Source organism: Rhodococcus sp. NPDC078407, from assembly GCF_044542515.1.
Taxonomy (GTDB): Bacteria; Actinomycetota; Actinomycetes; order Mycobacteriales; family Mycobacteriaceae; genus Rhodococcoides.
The window spans coordinates 55,928-77,942 of record NZ_JBITUQ010000020.1; the positions used below are offsets into that span (position 1 = coordinate 55,928).

Consider the following 22,015-nt stretch of genomic DNA (forward strand, 5'->3'; position numbering starts at 1 on the left):
CGCCGACCGGGCGGGGCCAACGAGAACGACACGGCACGGTTTTCGATCAGGAGGAATGGATAGATGGCGTCAGGCGGCCTCGGCGGTAGCTCTTCGACTATCGAGGAACTGCCTCGGCTGGTTCGGAGCGTCGGTGCGCTCGAACCGGATCGGGTGGCGCTGACGCACCTCGGTGTGGAGCTGACCTACGTCGGTCTGGATGCGGAGATCACCGCCCTCGATACGGCGATGGGCGGCGCCCTCGGACCCGACGCACTGGTCCCCGTCGTGTTGTCCACGGCCGTCCCCGGTCTGATCGAGGCGACCGAGGGTGGCCTCGACGCAGTCGTTGCCGGCCTCCTCATCGATGCGGTGTCGGTGCTGGGGCACGACACGGCGGCCGTGTCGACCGCAGCGGCCGGGCCACAGATTTCGGCCGAGGCCGACACTCTCTATCGGCGTTTCGTCGAGCAGGTCGAGCGGACCCCGGAGGCTCCGGCCCTGACGTTCGCAGGCGAGACGCTGACGTACTCGCAGTTCGCGGATTCGGTGAACCGGTTGGCCCGACACCTGATCGAGCGCGGTGTCGGCCCCGACGCGCGAGTGGGCCTGTCGATTCGACGGTCGATGGACCTGTTGATCGGCATGTACGCGATCACCGCGGCCGGCGGCGCGTACGTTCCTCTGGACCCGGATCATCCGTCCGATCGGTTGGGGTACGTCCTCGATATCGCCGAGCCGGTGGTGGTGGTCACGACCTCCACCGATCACCCCGACGTGCCGGCGTCCACCGCGACCGTGTCGCTGGATACGGTCGATCTGTCCGGCTACCCCGCCGGCCCGGTGACCGACGAAGACCGCCGCGCCCCCTTGTCGTCCAGCGATCTCGCGTACGTCATCTTCACCTCCGGTTCGACCGGTCGGCCCAAGGGCGTCGCGGTGGGGCACAGCGCGATCGTGGCCAACATCGCGTGGCGACAGCGTGAATACGTCATGACTGCTGCGGACGTCGTGCTGCAGAAGACACCGTTCACCTTCGACGTGTCGGTGTGGGAGTTCTTCTGGCCGTTGCAGGTCGGTGCCCGCCTGGTGATCGCGGAGCCCGACGGCCATCGAGATCCCGCGTACCTTGCACAGATCATCGGCGAGCAGAGCGTCACGATTACCCACTTCGTGCCGTCGATGCTCTCGGTGTACGTCGCCGAACCCGCTGCAGCACAGGTGACGTCGCTGACGACCGTGTTCGCATCGGGCGAAGCACTACCGGCGCGCACCGTCAACGCGTTCCACCGGATCTCTGCCGCGGCGCTGCACAACCTCTACGGCCCCACCGAGGCCGCGGTCGACGTCACGTACTACCGCACGCAGGATGTCGAGGACGGTGCTGTCCCGATCGGTGCCGCGGTGGCCGACACCGAGCTCTACGTGCTCGACGAGTCACTGCACCGGGTGCCCAGAGGCGTCGAGGGTGAGCTGTATCTTGCGGGCGTGCAGCTCGCGCGCGGTTACCTGCAACGAGGCGACCTCACCGCGGATCGTTTCGTCGCCGACCCCTTCGGCGCACCAGGCGATCGGATGTACCGCACCGGAGACCTGGTGCGCAGGCGCTCCGACGGGCTGATCGACTACATCGGCCGCACCGACTTCCAGGTGAAGCTGCGTGGACTGCGCATCGAACTCGGCGAGATCGAATCTGCTCTGCTCGCCGAGCCGAACGTGAGTCAGGCTGCGGTGCTGGTGCATTCCGACGAGGCCCACACAGAGCTGGGAGAGCATCTGGTCGGTTACGTCGTCTCGTCCGACCCCGAGATCGACCACAGTGATCTCGCAGCTGCGGTACGGCGTCGCACACCGGACTACATGGTGCCGTCGTTGTTCGTCGTGCTCGACGAATTCCCGCTAAATTCGAGTGGCAAGCTCGACCGAAAGGCGTTGCCGGCCCCTGACTTCGGATCACTCGTCCGTGAATACCGAGCTCCTGACACCGAGACCGAGTCCGTGCTCGCCGAGATCTTCCAGAACGTCCTCGGTATGGACCGCATCGGTATCGACGACGACTTCTTCGCGGTCGGGGGAAACTCTCTCAACGCCACCCGAGTCGTCGCGCGCGTCAACGCCGAACGCGGTGTGTCCGTGGACGTTCGCGCATTCTTCGATGCTCCCACCGTCGCCGAGCTCGCCGCTGTCATCGATTCGGCCGAGACCTCCGGCGCCGCACCTCGTGCGGCACTGACCGCGCAGCCGCGGCCGGAGCGTGTTCCGTTGTCGTTGGCTCAGCAACGGATGTGGTTCCTCAACCGTTTCGAGCCCGAATCGGCCGTCAACAACATCCCGGTCGCCATCTCGTTGTCCGGCGATCTCGATCTCGATGCGCTGCGTGCGGCAGTCGCGGACGTACTGGGCAGGCACGAGTCACTGCGGACGATCTATCCGGATCACGCCGGTGTGGGGTACCAGCAGGTGCTCGAACCCGGTTCCGCCGCAGTGGACGTGGAATTCTCGAGCGTCGAGGAAGCCCAGCTGCCCGAGACGTTGCTTGAGTTCGCTCTCCGGCCGTTCGACGTCTCGACCGGCTTGCCCGTGCGCGCCGCCGTACTGGCGCTGTCTCCGACCGAACACATTCTGGCACTCGTGGTCCACCACATCGCGGCCGACGGTTTCTCGATGGCACCGTTGACGCGAGATGTGGTGTCCGCGTACGTGGCCCGCAGTTCCGGACAGGAGCCGGCCTGGACGCCGTTGCCCGTCCAGTACGCCGACTACACGCTCTGGCAGCGGTCGGTACTCGGAGACGAGAACGATCCGACCTCGCTGATCGCCGCACAGAAGGCCTACTGGCGCTCGCAGTTGGCCGGCTCGCCCGAACAGCTCGACCTGCCGACGGATCGACCGAGGCCGGCGGTGGCGACCACCCACGGCGGTACACATCAGTTCCAGATCGATGCGGACCTCGTCGCGGCGGTCGAACAACTCGGGCGTACCCACGGGGCCACGACCTTCATGGTGGTCCACTCGGCACTGGCCGTTCTGCTGGCGACGTTGTCTGCTACCGACGACGTCACGATCGGAACACCGGTCGCCGGGCGCGGCGACGCCGTCCTCGACGACGTCGTCGGCATGTTCGTCAACACGCTCGTGCTGCGCACCACGATCGATCCCGCAGCCGGTTTCGAGGACCTGCTGGGCCGCGTACGCGAGACCGATCTGGCCGCGTTCTCGCACGCCGAGGTTCCGTTCGAGCGACTGGTCGAGGTTCTCGCACCCACTCGCTCGACGGCTCGTCATCCGCTGTTCCAGGTCATGCTGACCTTCCAGAACCTGGACGCCACGTCCGTGGAAATCCCCGGTCTTCGGGTGAGCGCGCTCGATTACGAGGCCGATCTCGCAAAGTTCGATCTGCAAGTGACCCTGTGGAATTCGGTGGCCGAGGGCACGGATCCGGCCGGTTTGACGGTAGCGTTGACGTACTCGGCCGATCTGTTCGACGCGTCGACGATGGTCGCCTTCGGCGAGCGGTTCCTGCGGGTCCTCGAATCGGTGACCCGTGCGCCTGCCGCACCCATCGCCGAGATCGATGTGCTCGATGCCGAGGAACGGTTCCAGGTGCTTCGAGCATGGAACGCGACCGGTCACGAGGTGTCGTCGGACCGAACACTGGTCGAGATGTTCCGAGCCCAGGTCGAGGCCACACCCGATGCGCAGGCTCTGGTGTTCGAGGGAGAACGGTTGACCTATGCCGAGTTCGCCGCCCGGGTCAATCGTTTTGCACGAGAACTCGTCTCGCGTGGTGTCGGTCCGGACACGTTGGTCGCTCTCGCGATGGACCGCAGCATCGAGCTGTTCGTGGGCATGTACGCGGTCGTCACGGCGGGTGGGGCCTACGTGCCCGTCGATCCGAGCCAGCCGCGCGAGCGCAACGACTACATCGCCGCAACGGCGAATCCGGTTCTGGTGTTGTCCTCTACCCGTGATCACCTCGAACTCGACGGATTCGACACTGTCGACATCGACGCGCTGGACGTCTCGACACATTCGGCCGAACCCCTCGACGACGCCGATCGCCGGGGACCGTTGCGCCCGCACAACCTCGCGTACGTCATCTTCACGTCCGGATCCACCGGCCGCCCCAAGGGCGTCGGCGTCTCGCACGAATCGATCGTCAACCGATTGTCGTGGATGCAGCACGAGTATCGGTTGACCGCCTCCGACGTGGTGCTGCAGAAGACGCCCGCGACGTTCGACGTCTCGGTCTGGGAGTTCTTCTGGGCTCTGCAGAACGGTGCCTCGGTGGCAGTCGCTGTACCGGACGGCCATCGTGACCCTGCGTATCTTCTCGATATCATTGAAAGGGAACAAGTCTCGGTAGTTCACTTCGTTCCCTCGATGATGTCGGTGTTCGTTCCCGAGGTCGCTGCGCGCGCCGAGTCCGCAGCAACCCTGCGGCTGGTGTTCGCCTCCGGTGAGGCGTTGGCACCGACGACTGCGCAGGCGCTGCGCCGGGCGCTGACGGCCATCGAGATCCACAACCTCTACGGCCCGACAGAAGCCGCGGTGGATGTGACATACCACCGAGTCACCGACGACGACACTGCCGTCGTACCGATCGGTGCGCCGGTCTGGAACACAGCCGTCTACGTACTGGACTCCGCTCTGCGACCGGTGCCGGTCGGAGTGCACGGAGAGCTCTACCTCGCCGGAACACAGCTTGCGCGGGGCTACGTCGGGCGACCGGACCTGACGGCGGATCGCTTCCTGCCCAACCCGTTCGCCGAAGACGGAGCCCGGATGTATCGCACGGGCGACGTGGTGCGTTGGCTGCCGGGCGGTGAACTCGACTACGTCGGACGTTCGGACTTCCAGGTCAAGCTTCGCGGTCTACGGATCGAACTGGGCGAAATCGAAGCGGCCCTGCTCGAGCAGCCGTCGGTGAGCCAGGCAGTCACCGTGGTCCGGGCCGATCGGTTGGTGGCCTACGTGGTGGGCACCGGGAGCGTGGACACGCAGTCTCTGCGTGATGCGTTGAGCGAGCGCCTCGCCTCGTACATGGTGCCCGGCGCGATCGTCGTTCTCGATGCTCTGCCCCTCGGCGCGAGCGGCAAGCTGGACCGCAAGGCCCTGCCGGATCCCGAGATCGAGGAAGTCGAGTATCGCGCACCGTCGAATCCCGTCGAGGAGATCGTCGCTCGGGTGTTCGCGGACGTTCTCGGAGTCGACCGCATCGGCGTCGACGACGACTTCTTCGCACTGGGTGGTAACTCTCTCGTCGCTACCCAGGTGGTCTCGCGGTTGGGTAGCGAACTGGATGCGACGGTCCCGGTTCGTATGCTGTTCGAGGCCAGTACGGTTGCGGCACTGGCAGTTCGGGTGGAGAGTCATCTGGGTGGTGGGGCCGCGGCACCGTTGGTTCCGCAGATTCGACCGGAGACCGTTCCGCTGTCGATGGCGCAGCAACGGATGTGGTTCCTGAACCGATTCGATCCCGAGTCGGCCGTGAACAACATTCCGGTAGCCATCCGGCTGCGTGGTTCGTTGGACGTCGCCGCACTGCGTGCAGCCGTGTCGGACGTCCTCGAGCGCCACGAATCCCTGCGCACGGTGTACCCGAGTGTGGACGGCTCGGGACACCAACTCGTGCTTCCCACTCGGACCGTCGTCCCGAATCTCGAGCCGGTAGCGGCAACGTCCGACTCGATCGTGGCCGACGTGACCGCCTTCGTGGCCGCAGGCTTCGATGTCACGGCTGCAGTTCCGTTGCGCGTGAGGCTGTTCGAGGTCTCGGAGCATGAACATGTCCTGGTGTTCGTGGTGCATCACATCAGCGCCGACGGTTGGTCCATGGGTCCGCTGACCCGCGACGTGATGACCGCGTACCTCGCACGAGTGGCGGGCGAGTCGCCGTCCTGGCAGCCACTGGCGGTGCAGTACATCGACTTCACGCTGTGGCAGCGCTCGGTACTCGGTAGCGAGGCGGATTCGGCGAGCTTGATTTCTCGGCAGGCAACTTTCTGGCGCGAGACGCTGGCGGAGATGCCGGCGGAGCTCGCTCTTCCGCACGATCGGCCGCGTCCGGCCGAGTCCTCGGGGGCCGGTGGCCGGGTCGAATTCGAGATCGCCCCCGATGTCCATGCCGGTCTCACTGCGTTGGCCAGGGAGAGCGGCACCACGACGTTCATGGTGCTGCATACCGCCCTCGCGGTATTCCTTGCGCGCATGTCGAATTCGACGGACATCGCCGTCGGCACGGCCATCGCCGGACGCGGAGATGCCGCACTCGACGACGTGATCGGCATGTTCGTCAACACTCTGGTCCTGCGGACCGCGGTGCACCCGAACAAGGGATTCGACGGCATGCTCGCCGACGTCCGCGAGGTCGATCTGTCGGCCTTTGCACACGCCGATATCCCGTTCGAGCGTCTGGTCGATCTTCTCGACCCCGAACGTTCCGCTTCGCGACACCCTCTGTTCCAAGTGGCCATCGCCTTCGAGAACCTTCCGCCGAGTACCTTCGCTCTGCCCGGGTTGGAGGTCTCGGCCGTCGATCTCGACGTCGAGACGGCCAAGTTCGATCTGTCGTTGACGTTGCGTGAGTCCGACGGAGGCGGTATGTCCGCGGCCTGGCTCTACTCGCGCGATCTGTTCGACGAGGCGACCATCGCGGGCTTCGCCGACCGGTTCCGTCGTCTTCTCGACGGTGTGGTGACGAATCCAAGTACTCCGGTCGGCGACCTGGGGATTCTCTACGACGACGAGTACGACCGCTTGACCCACGTGCATGGCGACGAGGTGTTGGCGGGTGGCACTCTCGCCGAGATCTTCGCTGCCGGAGCCGCTCTCGATCCGCAGGCGATCGCCATCCGCTACCGCGATCGCTCCATCACGTACGCCGAACTCGACAGCACGTCGTCTCAGCTTGCCCGTCTGCTCATCTCCAGGGGCGTGGGGCCGGAGACCGTCGTCGCGCTCGGGTTCCAGCGCTCCTACGAGATGGTGCTCGGGGTCTGGGCAGTGGCCAAGGCCGGCGGTGCCCATCTCCCGGTCGACCCGACATACCCGAGCGACCGCATTGCCCACATGGTCGGTGATTCCGGGGCGGTACTCGGCCTGACCGCCGCGGCACACCTGGCTTCGGTGCAGGGATCCGGCGGCGGGCCGGAATGGATCCGTCTCGACGACGACGACGTGGTGGCGGCGGTGCGCGCTCACGCCGCCGATCCGATCACCGATGCGGATCGGTTGCGGCCGTCGGTGTTCCAGAATCCGGCGTACGTCATCTACACCTCGGGCTCGACCGGTAAGCCCAAGGGCGTCGTGGTGACGCACGCCGGGCTCGGGGGCGTGCTCGACGCCGCCGGCGATCTGTACCACCTGACACCGTCTGCGCGATTCCTGCATGTCTGCTCGCCGAACTTCGATCCGTCCGTCCTCGAATGGATGGCGGCGTTCTCGGTAGGTGCAACTCTGGTGATCGTGCCCGCCGAGATCCTGGGCGGTACCGAGTTGTCGGAGCTGATGAAGGCCGAGCGGGTCAGCCATTCGATCATCACGCCCGCGGTGCTCGGCACGATGGATCCGGCAGGTCTCGACGCGCTCGAAGTGCTCTCGGTCGGCGGCGACGTCACCACACCGGAACTGCTGGCGCGATGGGCCCCAGGCCGGAAGTACTTCAACGGCTACGGACCGACCGAGACGACGATCATCTCGAGTTTCGCAAGACTGACCCCCGGCGAACCGATCACCGTCGGACGGCCGATTCACGGCATGTCGGCTCTCATCCTCGACGATCGATTGCGTCCGGTGCCGTCCGGAGTGGCGGGGGAGCTCTATTTGGCCGGCGGCGCTCTCGCGCGCGGTTATCTCGGTCGGCCCATGCTGTCCTCCGAGCGCTTCGTAGCCAACCCCTACGGTGTGGGCGGCGGCCGGATGTATCGCACTGGAGACGTGGTGCGCTGGACCGAGGATCTTCAACTCCAGTTCGTGGGGCGCACCGATTTCCAGGTGAAGGTGCGTGGGTTCCGTATCGAACTCGGCGAGATCGACTCGGCCCTGACCGCGTACCCGAGTGTCGAGTTCGCCGTGACACTCGGACACCAGTTGCCCTCGGGTGTCACCACGCTGGTCTCGTACGTACTCCCGGTCCGAGACGCATCGGTCGATGTGGACGACCTGACGGCGTTCGTTGGAAAAGCGTTGCCCATCTACATGATTCCGGCATCGATCATGGTGCTCGACGCGGTGCCGCTGACATCGGTCGGTAAGCTCGATCGGGCCGCACTTCCTGCTCCGGCGTTCGAAGCCCGCGAGTTCGTCGCGCCGGCAACCGCGGTGGAACAGAGCGTCGCGACCGTGTTCGCGGAGGTGCTGGGAGTCGATCGGGTGGGTGCCCAGGACGACTTCTTCGAGCTCGGTGGCAACTCGCTCATCGCGACGCAGGTGGTCTCGCGTCTCGGTGCGATTCTGGACACCACGGTGCCCGTACGCATGCTGTTCGAGGTGTCCACCGTCGCAGCGCTGGCGGATCGCCTCGAGTCCGGCGTCGGTTCGGGCTCGCGTGCGCCGCTCGTGGCCGGACCTCGGCCCGAGCGTCCACCACTGTCGCTGGCACAGCAGCGCTACTGGTTCCTCAACCAGTTCGACACCTCGTCGGCCGTGGACAACATTCCGTTCGCGGTCCGCCTGACCGGTGCGCTCGACACGGCGGCACTGGCTGCCGCCGTCGGCGATGTGGTGGAGCGCCACGAATCGCTGCGCTCGCTCTACCCGGACTCCGAACACGGACCGTTCCAACGGGTACTTCCGGCTGACGAGGCCACTCTGGACCTGTCGGTGCGGACAGTGGCGGCGGCCGACGTCCCGGAGACGGTGAGCCGCTTCTTCCTTCGCGGCTTCGACGTGACCCGCGAAGTTCCGGTGGACGCGATGCTGGTGCGAATCGATGGGGAGGACGCCGAGCACGTCCTTGCATTCGTCGTCCATCACGTCTCCGCCGACGGTGCATCGATGGGACCGCTGGCAACGGATGTGATGACCGCGTACACCGCGAGGGCGGCAGGCTCGGCTCCGGACTGGGAGCCGCTGCCGGTACAGTACGCGGATTACGCGCTGTGGCAGCGCGCCGTTCTCGGCTCCGACGACGACGAGAATTCTGTTGCTTCGCAACAGGTTCGGTATTGGAAGGAAGCACTGGACGGTCTGCCCGACCAGCTCGTACTGCCGACCGACCGACCCCGCCCCCCGACCCAGAGCTTCCGGGGCGAGACGGTGCGCTTCACCGTCGATGCCGCAGTTCATGCCGCGGTCGCAGACCTCGCCCGCGCACGTCAGGCCAGCGTCTTCATGGTCGTCCACTCGGCCTTCGCCGCGTTCCTGGCACGTGTGGCGGGAACCGAGGACGTCGCCATCGGGACGCCCATCGCCGGCCGCGGCGAGAGCGCGCTCGATCCCATGATCGGCATGTTCGTCAACACGTTGGTGTTCCGGTCCACGGTGCACCCGTCCATGAGCTTCGAGGAGTTGCTGGCGCAGGCGCGCGAGCGCGACCTGTCGGCATTCGCTTACGCGGACATCCCGTTCGAGCGTCTGGTCGAAGTACTCAACCCGGTGCGCTCCACCGCGCGGAACCCGCTGTTCCAGATCGGCTTGTCGTTCCAGAATCTGGCCGATCTCAGCTTCGAGTTGCCGGGGCTGACCGTCCGCGGTGTCGACGCCGAGTCGACCCTCGCCAAGACCGACCTCCAACTGACGGTGTCCGATCGCTACGCCGCCGACGGCACGCCTGCGGACATGGACGCCGAATTCACCTTCGCCACCGACCTGTTCGACAGGTCGACGGTCGAAGCCTTCGCCCGTAGATTCGTCGCGGTGCTGGCCGCGGTGGCTGCGGACCCGAGTGCAGTCGTCGGAGATCTGGACCTGCTCGACGAGACAGAGCGATCGACGATCCTGGACACCTGGAACGACACCGATCACGATGTCGATCTTTCGCAGACTCTGGTGTCGCTGTTCGACGCTCAGGTCGACGCCCGTCCCGGCGCTCCGGCGCTCAGGTACGCCGGCCGGACACTGACCTATCGTGAGTTCGACAGTCGGATCAACCGTCTGGCGCGGCGGTTGATCGCCGCGGGAGTTGCCCCGCAGGTGACGGTGGCACTCGCGCTCGGGCGTTCGGTCGAGCTGCTCGTCGCGATGTACGCGGTGAGCAAGGCCGGCGGAATCTATGTGCCACTCGATCCGGATCAGCCGGCTGCCCGTGTCGCCGACATCGTCGACGACGCATCGCCTCTGTTGATCCTGAGCTCGACCCGGGACGGGTTCTCGGCTCCCGAGGGGAACGGTCGGTCCGTGCCCGTCGTCCTGATCGACGCGGATTCGGACGAGTACGCGGACATCTCTGATGCCCCGATCGCCGACGACGAACGACGTGCGCCCCTGCGTGCCGCGAACACGGCGTACGTGATCTTCACGTCCGGCTCGACCGGTCGACCCAAGGGAGTCGCCGTCAGTCATCGCGCCATTGTCAACCAGTTGCTCTGGGCGCGTGCCGAATACGGCATCGGCGTCGACGACGCGGTGTTGCTCAAGACCGCTGCGACGTTCGATCTGTCGGTGTGGGAATTCTGGACGGCGTCGATCTCCGGCGGCTGCACCGTGGTCGCCGAGGCCGGTGGACACCGCGATCCGAGTTACCTACTGGACCTGATGACCGAGTCGAACGTGACGACGCTGCACACGGTGCCGTCCATGCTCGACGCGTTGATCGCGGCGTCCGGCGGTACGCTGCCGTCCGGGCTGCGTCGGATCCTGGCCATCGGCGAAACACTGCCGCCTGCCACCGCGCAGCGTGCGCTCCGCGCGACGCGAGCACGCCTGGACAATCTGTACGGTCCCACCGAGGCAGCGGTGTCGGTCACCGCGCACCGGGTGCACGATTCCGGGACGGGGCCGGTTCCCATCGGCGCTCCCGAATGGAACACCCGTGTCTACGTATTGGATTCACGTCTGTCTCCGGTGCCGGTCGGTGTCACGGGAGAGCTCTATCTGGCGGGCAGTCAGCTGGCCGACGGCTATGTCGGGCGGCCCGATCTCACCACGGAGCGGTTCATGGCCGATCCGTTCTCGTCGGGCGGACGGCTTTATCGCACAGGCGATCTCGCAGCATGGCGCGGCGACGGTGAACTGGAGTACGTGGGTCGTTCGGACTTCCAGGTCAAGATCCGCGGCTTCCGCATCGAGCTCGGCGACATCGACGCCGCACTTCGCTCGATCGAGTCGGTACGCGATGCGGCCGTGGTCGCCTCGAGCGACGAGCGGCTCGGGGACCGACTGGTCGCCTACGTGGTGCCCGTCGACGGCGTATCGGTCGATCCCGAGACCCTGCGCGCGTCGATGGCATCGTCGGTGCCGTCCTACATGGTGCCGTCCGCCTTCGTGATCCTCGACGTCCTGCCCCTCAACGCCAACGGCAAGCTGGACCGAAAAGCCCTGCCGGAGCCGGTGTTCGAGGCCGCAGAGTTCCGGGCACCGACCGATCTCGTCGAGGTGACGGTCGCCGGTGTGTTCGCGGATATCCTCGGTGTCGAGCGGGTGGGTCTGGACGACGACTTCTTCGCACTCGGCGGCAATTCTCTGATCGCCACCCAGGTGGTCTCGCGTCTTGGATCGGCTCTCGACACCGTTGTTCCGGTGCGGGCGATCTTCGAGTCGCCGACGGTGCTGGGACTCGCGCGCGCCATCGAATCCACCGTGGGTGCCGGTGCGCGCCGAGCACTGGTGCAGCGCAGGCGGCCCGAGCAAATTCCGCTGTCGCTGGCACAGCAGCGGATGTGGTTCCTGAGCCAGTTCGATCCCACCTCGGCGGTGAACAACATCCCGGTGGCGATCCGACTGTCCGGCGATCTGGACGTGCCTGCACTGGTGCGAGCGGTGACGGATGTGGTCTCGCGGCACGAGATTCTGCGCACCGTGTACCCCGAGGTCGACGGGCGAGGCAGTCAGGTCGTCCTCGGTCTCGCCGAGGGTGCTCCGTCCATCGACGTGATCGAGACGGCCGCCGACGATATGCCCGAGACGTTGCGGCGGTTCGTCTCCGAGGGCTTCGACGTCACCAGCTCCGTTCCGGTGCGGGTGGCGATCCTGCGCATCGACGAGCGTGAGCACGTCCTGGCTTTCGTGGCCCACCACATCGCCGCCGACGGGTTCTCCATGGGACCGTTGACCCGCGACATCATGGTCGCCTACACCGCACGTGCGGCGGGCGAGGATCCGCAGTGGGCACCGTTGCCCGTCCAGTACGCAGATTTCACCCTGTGGCAACGCGAGTTGCTCGGCACCGAGGACGATCCGGAATCGCCGATGGCTCAGCAGCTCGGCTACTGGCGTTCGGTACTGCGCGGCGCGCCCGCACAACTCGATCTGGCGACCGATCGACCGCGACCGGCGGTGGCGACGAACAGAGGCGCCGCGTACAACTTCTCGCTCGACGCCGCACTGCACGAGAGCATCGCCCGGGCGTCTCGGGAGAACAACGCGACGGTGTTCATGACCGCGCACACCGCTCTCGCGGTGCTGTTGGCTGCGCTGGCGGGAACCGACGACGTGGTGATCGGGACGCCGGTGGCCGGACGCGGAGATTCCAACCTCGACGACCTCGTGGGTATGTTCGTCAACACCCTTGCTCTGCGCACGTCCGTCGAGCCGGGCGCGACATTGCGCGACCAGCTCGCGCTGGTGCGAGAGGTGGATCTCGGGGCGTTCTCGCACTCCGACATACCGTTCGAGCGACTCGTCGACGCGATCGCGCCGGAACGGTCGCAGGCCAGGCATCCCATCTTCCAGGTGATGCTCACGTTCCAGAACCTCGGCGAACAGTCGTTCGCGCTACCCGGTCTCGACATCGACGGTGTCGACCTGTCGAGCGCGATCGCCAAGTTCGATCTGCAGGTGACTCTCTGGGAGAAGTTCGACTCTGCCGGCGCACCCGGTGGCGTCGACGTCCAATTCGATTACGCCACAGATCTGTTCGACGAGTCGTCGATGGCTGCATTCGCGCGCAGGCTCGTCCGGGTTCTGGAGCTGATGACAGCCGAGATCGACCGGCCGGTCGGGGACGTCGATCTCCTCGAGCCTGCCGAGCGCACTGCGGTCCTCGAGGAATGGAACGCAACCCACCATGAGATCGACGGTCGGCACACCCTGGTCTCCCTGTTCACCGAGCAGGTAGCGGCAGCACCGAACAACGTCGCCCTCGGCTTCGGCGACGAGCAGATGGACTACGCGGAGTTCTCCGGTCGGGTGAATTCGCTTGCCCGAGTGCTGATCGGGGAGGGGGTAGGGCCCGAGACCGTGGTCGCGATCGCGATGCGCCGTTCGCCGGACATGCTCGTCGGCATCTACGCGGTCCTCGCTGCTGGCGGTGCCTACGTGCCGGTCGGCCCGGACCAGCCGGCCGATCGGATCGAGTACATCCTCGAGACTGCAGCACCGGTCGCGGTGCTGACCACCACTCGCGACGGGGGCGTCGCCGGCTCGTCCGTTCCGCAGATCCTGCTGGACACCGTGGACACCGGTGCGTCCGCGACCCGACCGGTCGAGGATTCGGAGCGATCGGCACCGCTGAGGCCGTCGGACACCGCCTACGTCATCTTCACCTCGGGGTCGACCGGCCGACCCAAGGGGGTCGCCGTATCGCACGCCGCCATCGTCAACCGACTGCTGTGGATGCAGCACGAGTACGAGCTCACCGTCGACGATGTGGTGCTGCAGAAGACCCCTGTGACGTTCGATGTCTCGGTGTGGGAGTTGTTCTGGCCGTTGCAGATCGGTGCGCAGCTCTACATCGCCGAGCCGGACGGTCATCGCGACCCCGCGTATCTGGTCGAGACGATCGAACGCCGCGGTGTCACCACCGCACACTTCGTTCCCTCGTTGCTCGCTGTGTTCGCTGCCACCGACGGGATCGAGCGATGCAGCGCCCTGCGGATGCTGTTCGCATCGGGTGAGGCGCTACCGGTCTCGGTCGCCGCAGGCATCCGCCGGGCACTGCCCGCTGTGGAACTGCACAACCTGTACGGACCGACCGAGGCCGCCGTGGACGTGACGTTCCATCGGGTCATCGACGCAGACACCGTGTCGGTGCCGATCGGCATGCCGGTATGGAACACCCGGGTCACCGTGCTCGATGCTCGTCTGCACCCGGTGCCGATCGGCGTGCCGGGCGAGCTGTACCTGGCCGGAAACCAGCTGGCCCGAGGCTATCTGGGACGACCCGACCTGACAGCAGACCGATTCGTGGCAGATCCGCACGGACCAGTCGGGAGCCGGATGTACCGCACCGGTGACCTCGTACGCTGGAATACCGGGGGAGAGCTGGAGTACCTGGGGCGCACCGACTTCCAGGTCAAGCTCCGCGGGCTTCGCATCGAGCTCGGCGAGATCGAGTCGGCGCTCATCGCCGACCCGACCGTCGATCAGGCCGTCGTGCTCGTGCGGCAGACGCCGTCGGCGGGCGAAATCCTGGTGGGCTACGTGGTAGCCGCCTCCGGCGCGGTCGTCGATCCGGCGGCACTGACTGCGGTCGCGGCGCGGACGGTGCCGGAATACATGGTTCCGGCGTCGGTGGTGGTTCTCGAATCACTTCCGCTCGGACCGAACGGCAAGCTGGATCGCCGTGGACTACCGGATCCCGAGTTCGGTAGCGACGCCGAGTTCCGCACTGCGAGCACCGATACCGAGCGCATCATCGCCGACGTGTTCGCCGACGTCCTGGGGCTGGAGACGGTGGGCGTCGACGACTCCTTCTTCGCGCTCGGTGGCGACAGCATCGTGTCCATTCAGTTGGTCTCGCGAGCCAAGGCACGAGGAATCCAGTTCGGCCCACGAGATGTGTTCGAGCGCAAGACCGTTGCCGGGCTGGCCGAGGTGGCCGTCATCGTCGGCGAGTGTGCGGACACGGTCGTCCTCGACGAACTCGACGGCGGTGGAGTCGGCTGGCTGCCGCTGCCACCGTTCGGTGCGGCACTGCTGCAGCGCGGCGGTGGGTACCGTCGCTTCCATCAGGCGCTCACACTCGAGCTTCCGGAAGGGATCGACCGCGACGGTGTCGTGGCCACGCTCACTGCTGTCGTCGATCATCACGACATTCTTCGGTCCACCCTCGTGCACGACGATCGTGGCTGGGGCCTCGAGGTCGGCGAGCCCGGTTCGGTGGACGTCGACGAGTTGCTGACGACCTCGGCGGCGGACGGTGGAACTGCCGCGGTGGATGCGGCGGTCGGATCGCTCGATCCGCAGAACGGGCGCATGCTCGCGTTCGTGTGGGTCGACAGCGCGCCGAACACACTGACGGTCGTCGCGCATCACCTCGTCGTCGACGGCGTGTCGTGGCGAATCCTGGTGCCGGACTTCGTGTCCGCGTGGGCGCAGATCGCCGGCGGTGCCACCCCGGTGTTGCCGGATGTCGGGACGTCGATGCGGCGCTGGACACACGCACTCGTGGAGGAAGCGGCGCGCCGGACGCACGAGTTGCCGGAGTGGCGCAGCATCGCCCGGACCCCGGACCCGGTCCTGGGGGAGCGGGCCTTCGAGCCGGCTGTCGACGTGGTGGACACCCTCGAGCGAGTCGAGATGTCCCTGTCGTCGGATGCGACGCGCACCTTGATGACCACGGTTCCCGAGATCTACCACGGCGGAGTCGCGGACGGTTTGCTCGCCGCACTGGCGCTGGCAGTCACCGCGCTGCGCAAGGAACAGGGAATCGATGCCCCGGCAACACTGCTTCAGCTCGAAGGTCACGGCCGCGAGGAGGCCGTGGTCCCCGGAGCGGATCTCGGCCGGACCGTCGGCTGGTTCACCAGCCTCTTCCCGGTTCGGCTCGACCTGACCGGAATAGACGTCGACGACGCCCTCGGCGGCGGCTCTGCCCTCGGCGACGCCGTGAAGGCCGTCAAGGAGCAGATGCTGGCGTTGCCCGACCGTGGAATGGGATGGGGGCTACTGCGCTACCTCGATCGAACGAGCGAGACGGAGCTGGCACCGCTGTCCACCGGGCAGATCAGTTTCAACTATCTCGGTCGGGTCGGTACCGGGGATGTACCGGAGGACATGAAGTCTCTCGGCTGGTTGCCTGCAGAGGACGCCACCGGTCTGTCTGCAGCCGGTGACCCGGACATGGCCGCGAACAAGACGATCGACATCAACGCGATCGTGGTCGACACCGACGACGGAAGCGCCCTGAGTGCTTCGCTGGCATTCCCGCGCGGCGCGATCTCCGAGGCGACCGTGGCGCGGCTGGCACAACTGTGGTCGGGGCTGCTCGACTCGCTCGCGGCCCACGCACGTACCCCTCATGCCGGTGGCCTCACTCCGTCGGACCTTCCGTTGGCGCGCGTGAGTCAGGCCGACATTCTCGGCTTCGAGCAGCGCTATCCGGCACTGACCGATGTGTGGTCGCTGGCACCGTTGCAGCAGGGCTTGCTGTTCCATGCCCTGTTCGCGGACACCTCGCTCGACGTCTACACGATGCAGGTCGTGCTCGACCTGGCAGGCGAGGTCGATCAAGAGCGTCTGCGTGATGCTGCGCAGGCCCTGCTGGATCGGTACGAGAACCTCCGCGCCGTGTTCGCGGTGACCGCGGACGGCGACAGCGTGCAGATAGTTCAGCAGGGTGTGCGGTTGCCTTGGCGCACTGTCGATCTCAGCGGTGTGGAGGAGAACGCGCGCGCCGCCGCGGTCGCGGCTGCACTGGACGAGGATCAGCGGGAGCATTTCAACATAACCACCGCTCCGTTGTTGCGGTTCTTGCTGATTCGCCTCGGGCCCACGACGTACCGACTGGCGATGACCAACCATCACGTGCTGCTGGACGGCTGGTCGCTGCCGCTGGTGATGAAGGAGCTGCTCTACCTCTACGCCGTCCGCAGCGACACGTCGTCGATGCCGCGGCCGCGCTCGTATCGCTCGTTCCTGCAGTGGCTCGGTCAGCGCGACCCGGAGACCTCCCGGCAGGCGTGGGCCCGTTCACTCGATGGCGTCGACGAGCCGACGCTGCTGACTCCACCGACGCTGGGCCGCGAGATCTCCAGCCGATCGGCGGAGACCGAGGTACGGATCGACGCGGAGGCCACCTCAGCGTTGATCGCGCTCGGTGGACGCCTCGGCGTCACCGTGAACACGTTGGTACAGGCCGCTTACGGAATGCTGCTGGCTCAGATGACGGGCCGCGACGACGTGGTCTTCGGGGCCACGGTGTCGGGTCGGCCCGCGGACCTGCTTGGAGTCGAGTCGATGATCGGCTTGTTCATCAACACCATTCCGGTGCGAGTTCGCCTGGATGCGCACGACACCGTGGAGCAGTACCTCACGCGGCTTCAAGGTGAGCAGGCCGATCTGCTCGATCACCACCATGTGGGATTGGCGGACATCCAGCGGGATGTGGGGCTGGGCAACCTGTTCGACACCCTGACGGTGTTCGAGTCGTACCCGGTGAACGAGGCAGAGTTGGCAGAGCAAGCCGCGTCGATCGACGGCATGACCGTCGAGGGTGTCGGCTCCAACGACAACACCCACTATCCACTGACCCTGCTCGTGGTGGCGAACGAGGAAGTGACGCTGACGGCGAAGTACATCAGCGACCTCTTCGACACCCGTTCGGTCGAGTCGATCCTGGCGCGCATCGTCTCGCTTCTCTCTACGTTCGCGGCGGACCCCACACGTCGGGTACTCGACATCGACCTGCTCGATACCGCGGAGCGCACACGGATACTCGACGAGTGGAACGACACTGCCCGCGAGATCGATTCCGCGGCAACGCTCGTGTCGATGTTCGAGGATCGGGTGGCGCAGTCGCCGGACCTGCTTGCGGTCTCCTTCGGGGATGACCGAGTGACGTACGCGGAATTTGCGGGTCGAGTGAACGCGCTTGCGCGACTGCTGATTCGCGAGGGCGTCGGCCCGGAAACGATGGTCGCCATCGCCATTCGGAGATCGGTGGACATGCTCGTCGGCGTCTACGCGGTGCTGACCGCGGGCGGGGCGTACGTTCCGATCGATCCCGATCAGCCGGCCGAGCGCGTCGAGTACATCCTCGCGATGGCCGATCCCGTCGCGATTCTGACCACTGAGGCGGATTCGTCTGCCGTGGAATCGGTATCGTCCGCCGCACCGCGAATCGAGGTCGATTCCGTCGATCTCGCGGGACTCGCCGCCGATGCGGTTCGCGCCGACGAGCGTCGCACCACGCTTCACTCCGACGACGTCGCGTACGTCATCTTCACCTCGGGCTCGACGGGCAAGCCCAAGGGTGTTGCCGTGTCGCACGCCGCCATCGTCAACCGGCTCGTGTGGATGCAGGACGAGTACGGTCTGACCGTCGACGATGTGGTGCTCCAGAAGACGCCGGTGACGTTCGACGTGTCGGTGTGGGAGTTGTTCTGGCCGTTGCAGATCGGTGCCGAATTGGCGATCGCGAAGCCGGACGGGCATCGCGACCCGGCCTATCTGGTCGAGATCGTCACCGAGCGGTCGGTCACCGTCGCACACTTCGTGCCGTCGATGCTGGCCGTGTTCGCGGCAGCGGACGGAGTCTCGCGGTGTTCGAGCCTGCGCATGCTGTTCGCGTCGGGTGAGGCGCTGCCGGTATCGGTCGCCTCGGCAATCGGTACAGCACTGCCGAACACCAACCTGCACAACCTGTACGGCCCCACCGAGGCCGCGGTGGACGTGACCTACCACCGCGTCACCGCTGCCGACGTCGCCGGCGTACCGATCGGTGTGCCGGTGGCCAACACCCGAGTGACCGTGCTCGACGCGCGGCTGCGGCCCGTGCCGGTCGGCGTCGCGGGTGAGCTCTACCTCGCGGGAGTCCAGCTGGCCCGCGGCTACCTCGGGCGAGTGGATCTGACCGCAGACCGGTTCGTTGCCGATCCGTACGGTGCACCGGGTACTCGGATGTACCGGACCGGCGACCTGGTCCGGTGGAACGTCGACGGCGAGCTCGACTACATCGGCCGCACCGACTTCCAGGTGAAACTGCGCGGCCTGCGGATCGAGCTCGGTGAGATCGAGGCGGCGTTGACCGCACACCCCGACGTCGACCGATCCACCGTACTGGTGACGTCGACGGCGTCAGGCGAAATCCTGGTCGGCTACGTAGTTCCTCGTACCGGTGCGTCGGTGGACGTGAGCGAGCTGACCTCGTTCGCAGGCAGCCGACTTCCCGGCTACATGGTGCCGACCCAGATCATGGTGCTCGCCGAGTTCCCACTGAACGCCAGCGGCAAGCTCGATCGAAAAGCGTTGCCGGAGCCGGTGTTCGAGGCGCGTGAGTTCCGTGCACCGGTGACCGTGACCGAGATCGCCATCGCCGACGTGTTCGCCGACGTGCTCGGTATCGATCGGGTGGGATCGGACGACGACTTCTTCGCGCTCGGCGGAAATTCGCTCGCGGCCACCCGTGCAGCAGCGCGCATCACCGCTGCTCTGGGCAAGCAGGTGGGTGTGCGCGAGCTGTTCGAGAACTCGACAGTCGCAGCGCTCGCAGCGCGCACGGAACTCCAGGGAACGGTGCATCGCGTGCCGCTTCGACCCAGGACGGGCGACGAGCGGGTACCGCTCTCGCTCGCGCAGCAGCGTATGTGGGTACTGAATCGACTCGACCCCGGGTCGGGCGCGTACAACATGCCGCTCGCCCTGCGGCTCACCGGTGACCTGGACGTGGCTGCATTGCAAGCGGCGGCGACGTGGGCGATCGAGCGACACGAGACCTTGCGAACCCGCTATCCCGAGGATGCCGACGGCACTGCATTCCAGGAGGTCCTGGGTGCCCGGGCCACCGTTCTCGACCTCGATCCGATCGACGCCACGGGCGAAGCCGACATCGCCGACCGGGTGCGTCGACTGGTGTACGACGGCTTCGATGTCACGGCCGCGCCTCCGGTGCGTGGGGCACTCTTCCGACTGTCCGGAACGGACGACGGCGACATGCAGTACGTGTTCGTCATCGTAATGCACCACATCAGCGGCGACGGAGCGTCGATGGCACCGCTGGCTCGCGACGTGATGACCGCGTACCTTGCCGCGACAGCCGGCACGGTTCCGTCGGTGGCACCGTTGTCGATTCAGTACGCCGACTACACGCTGTGGCAGCGTGAGGTGCTGGGTTCGACGAACGATCCGGGTTCCTCAGCGAATCGGCAGGTCGAGTTCTGGCGTACCGAGCTAGGCGGTATCACGCCGGTCATCGCGCTGCCGTGGGACCGGCCGAGACCGGCAGAGCCCTCGCTGCACGGTGGAAGTGTTCGCGCACATCTCGACGCGCAGACCCACGAGGCGTTCGTCGACATCGCACGATCGAACAACGCGACTCTGTTCATGGTGCTGCACAGCGTCCTCGCGGTGGTGCTGGCGAGGACAAGTGGTGCGCGGGATTTCGCCGTCGGAACTCCGATCGCCGGTAGGGGAGACGAACAACTCGACGACATCGTCGGAATGTTCGTCAACACGCTGGCGCTTCGTACCAGCGTCGATCCGGACGCGACGTTCGAGGATCTCGTGCGCAGCATTCGAGAAAGTGACCTGCGGGCATTCGGCAACGCGGACGTACCGTTCGAGCACGTCGTCGATGTCATCGGGCAGGACCGAACCCCCGGGATCAGCCCGCTATTCCAGACCGTGCTGTCCGTCGAGCCGTTGGGGGAGGCTCGCTTCGAACTGCCTGACCTGATCGTCGAGCCCGTCGAAGGATTCGAGCCGACCGCCAAGTTCGATCTCCAGGTGACAGTGCAGACTCGGCCCGTGGTCGGTGCCGACGACGAACTGGACCTTGCGGTCGAGTTCGCCTACGCCACAGACCTGTTCGACGAGACGACCGTATCGTCGATGGTCGACCGGTTCGTCAGGATCGCCGACGCCGTCGCGGCGGCTCCGGGAATCAAGGTCGGTGCGATCGACGATCTCGCTGACGACGAGCGGGCAGCGCTGACCGCATCCCCGACTCGGAACGCTGTGGGCGCGGTGGCCGGTCGAACGTTGCCGCAGTTGCTCGCTGCGACCGTGGAGGCGGATCCGGAGGCCCCGGCGTTGTCCTCTGCAGGCGAGGAGACCACCTACCTCGAGCTCGACCGACGTTCGTCACGCCTGGCCCGTGAATTGATCGACCGCAATGTCGGGCCCGACGTGACGGTTGCCGTCGCCGTCGACGACGCAGTCGAATCCGTCGTGGCCCGGTGGGCGGTGATCAAAGCGGGCGGTGCTCTGGCCCTGGTGAACGACGTCGACGGTGCCGTTGGAGTGGGCGCGACCGTCGTCGTCATCGACACCGGTGAGGCGCAGCACTGGGATCGAGTCTCCGCGGTCGTCGATCTCGGGGACGCGGCGATGTCGAGGTCGGTAACCGACCGATCGCCTCGTCCGATCACGTACACAGACCGCATCGCCGTGCTCACGGCGGACAGCCCGGCTCTTGTGGTGGACATGTCGACCGGCGCTACGGTGAGCCACGGTGCCCTTGCTGCTGCGGCCGTTCGGGCGGTCGGGGAGTACGTGATCGACTACGAGTCGCGGCTCGGCGTGCCCACCGCGATCACCTCTCCGTCGGCCTGGTTCGCCGCTGTGTTGGCTGCCTCGGTCGGTGCTGTGTTGGTGGTCGATCGGGCCGAGTCACCCGAAGATTCGGCCGATCTGGTCGTCGCCGAGTGGATGACGCACGTGTTCGTGACTGCGGCGGAAGCTGCGGCGGTCGCGGAATTGGAGTCGGACGATCTCGAGGACCTGGTGGCTCTGGTGATCGTGGACGATGATGCGAAGGAGCCAGAACGACCGGTCGGTGTGTCCATCCACGGCGCGCCACAGTTCGGCTGATTTGTTCGGGTCGATAGACTTCGGCCCTGAACAACAACCGTCCGGAGAGACGGTGAGCGTTCTCGACACGCGGCAGAGGCGGTTGTGTTGGGGCGCCGCCGATGAGGAGTGTTCAGTGAGTTCGGAGTGGTCGGGGAGTAGTGCGTCCGGTAAGGCAAAGCGACCGAATGGACGTATCAAGCGTCCG

General features: G+C 66.3%; 1 protein-coding gene. It reads left to right on the forward strand.

Going from position 1 to position 22,015, the window contains the following annotated elements; all coding sequences use genetic code 11:
* Positions 1–63: 63 nt before the first annotated feature.
* Positions 64–21,828, forward strand: a complete 21,765-nt coding sequence (locus ACIGGF_RS19045) for a non-ribosomal peptide synthase/polyketide synthase (RefSeq protein ID WP_397522721.1) — start codon at positions 64–66, stop codon at positions 21,826–21,828.
* Positions 21,829–22,015 lie beyond the last annotated feature (187 nt).

What these genes read in the sequence shown, in the direction of transcription:
- ACIGGF_RS19045 (WP_397522721.1), top strand. Translation starts at nt 64, where the DNA reads ATGGCGTCAGGCGGCCTCGGCGGTAGCTCTTCGACTATCGAGGAACTG.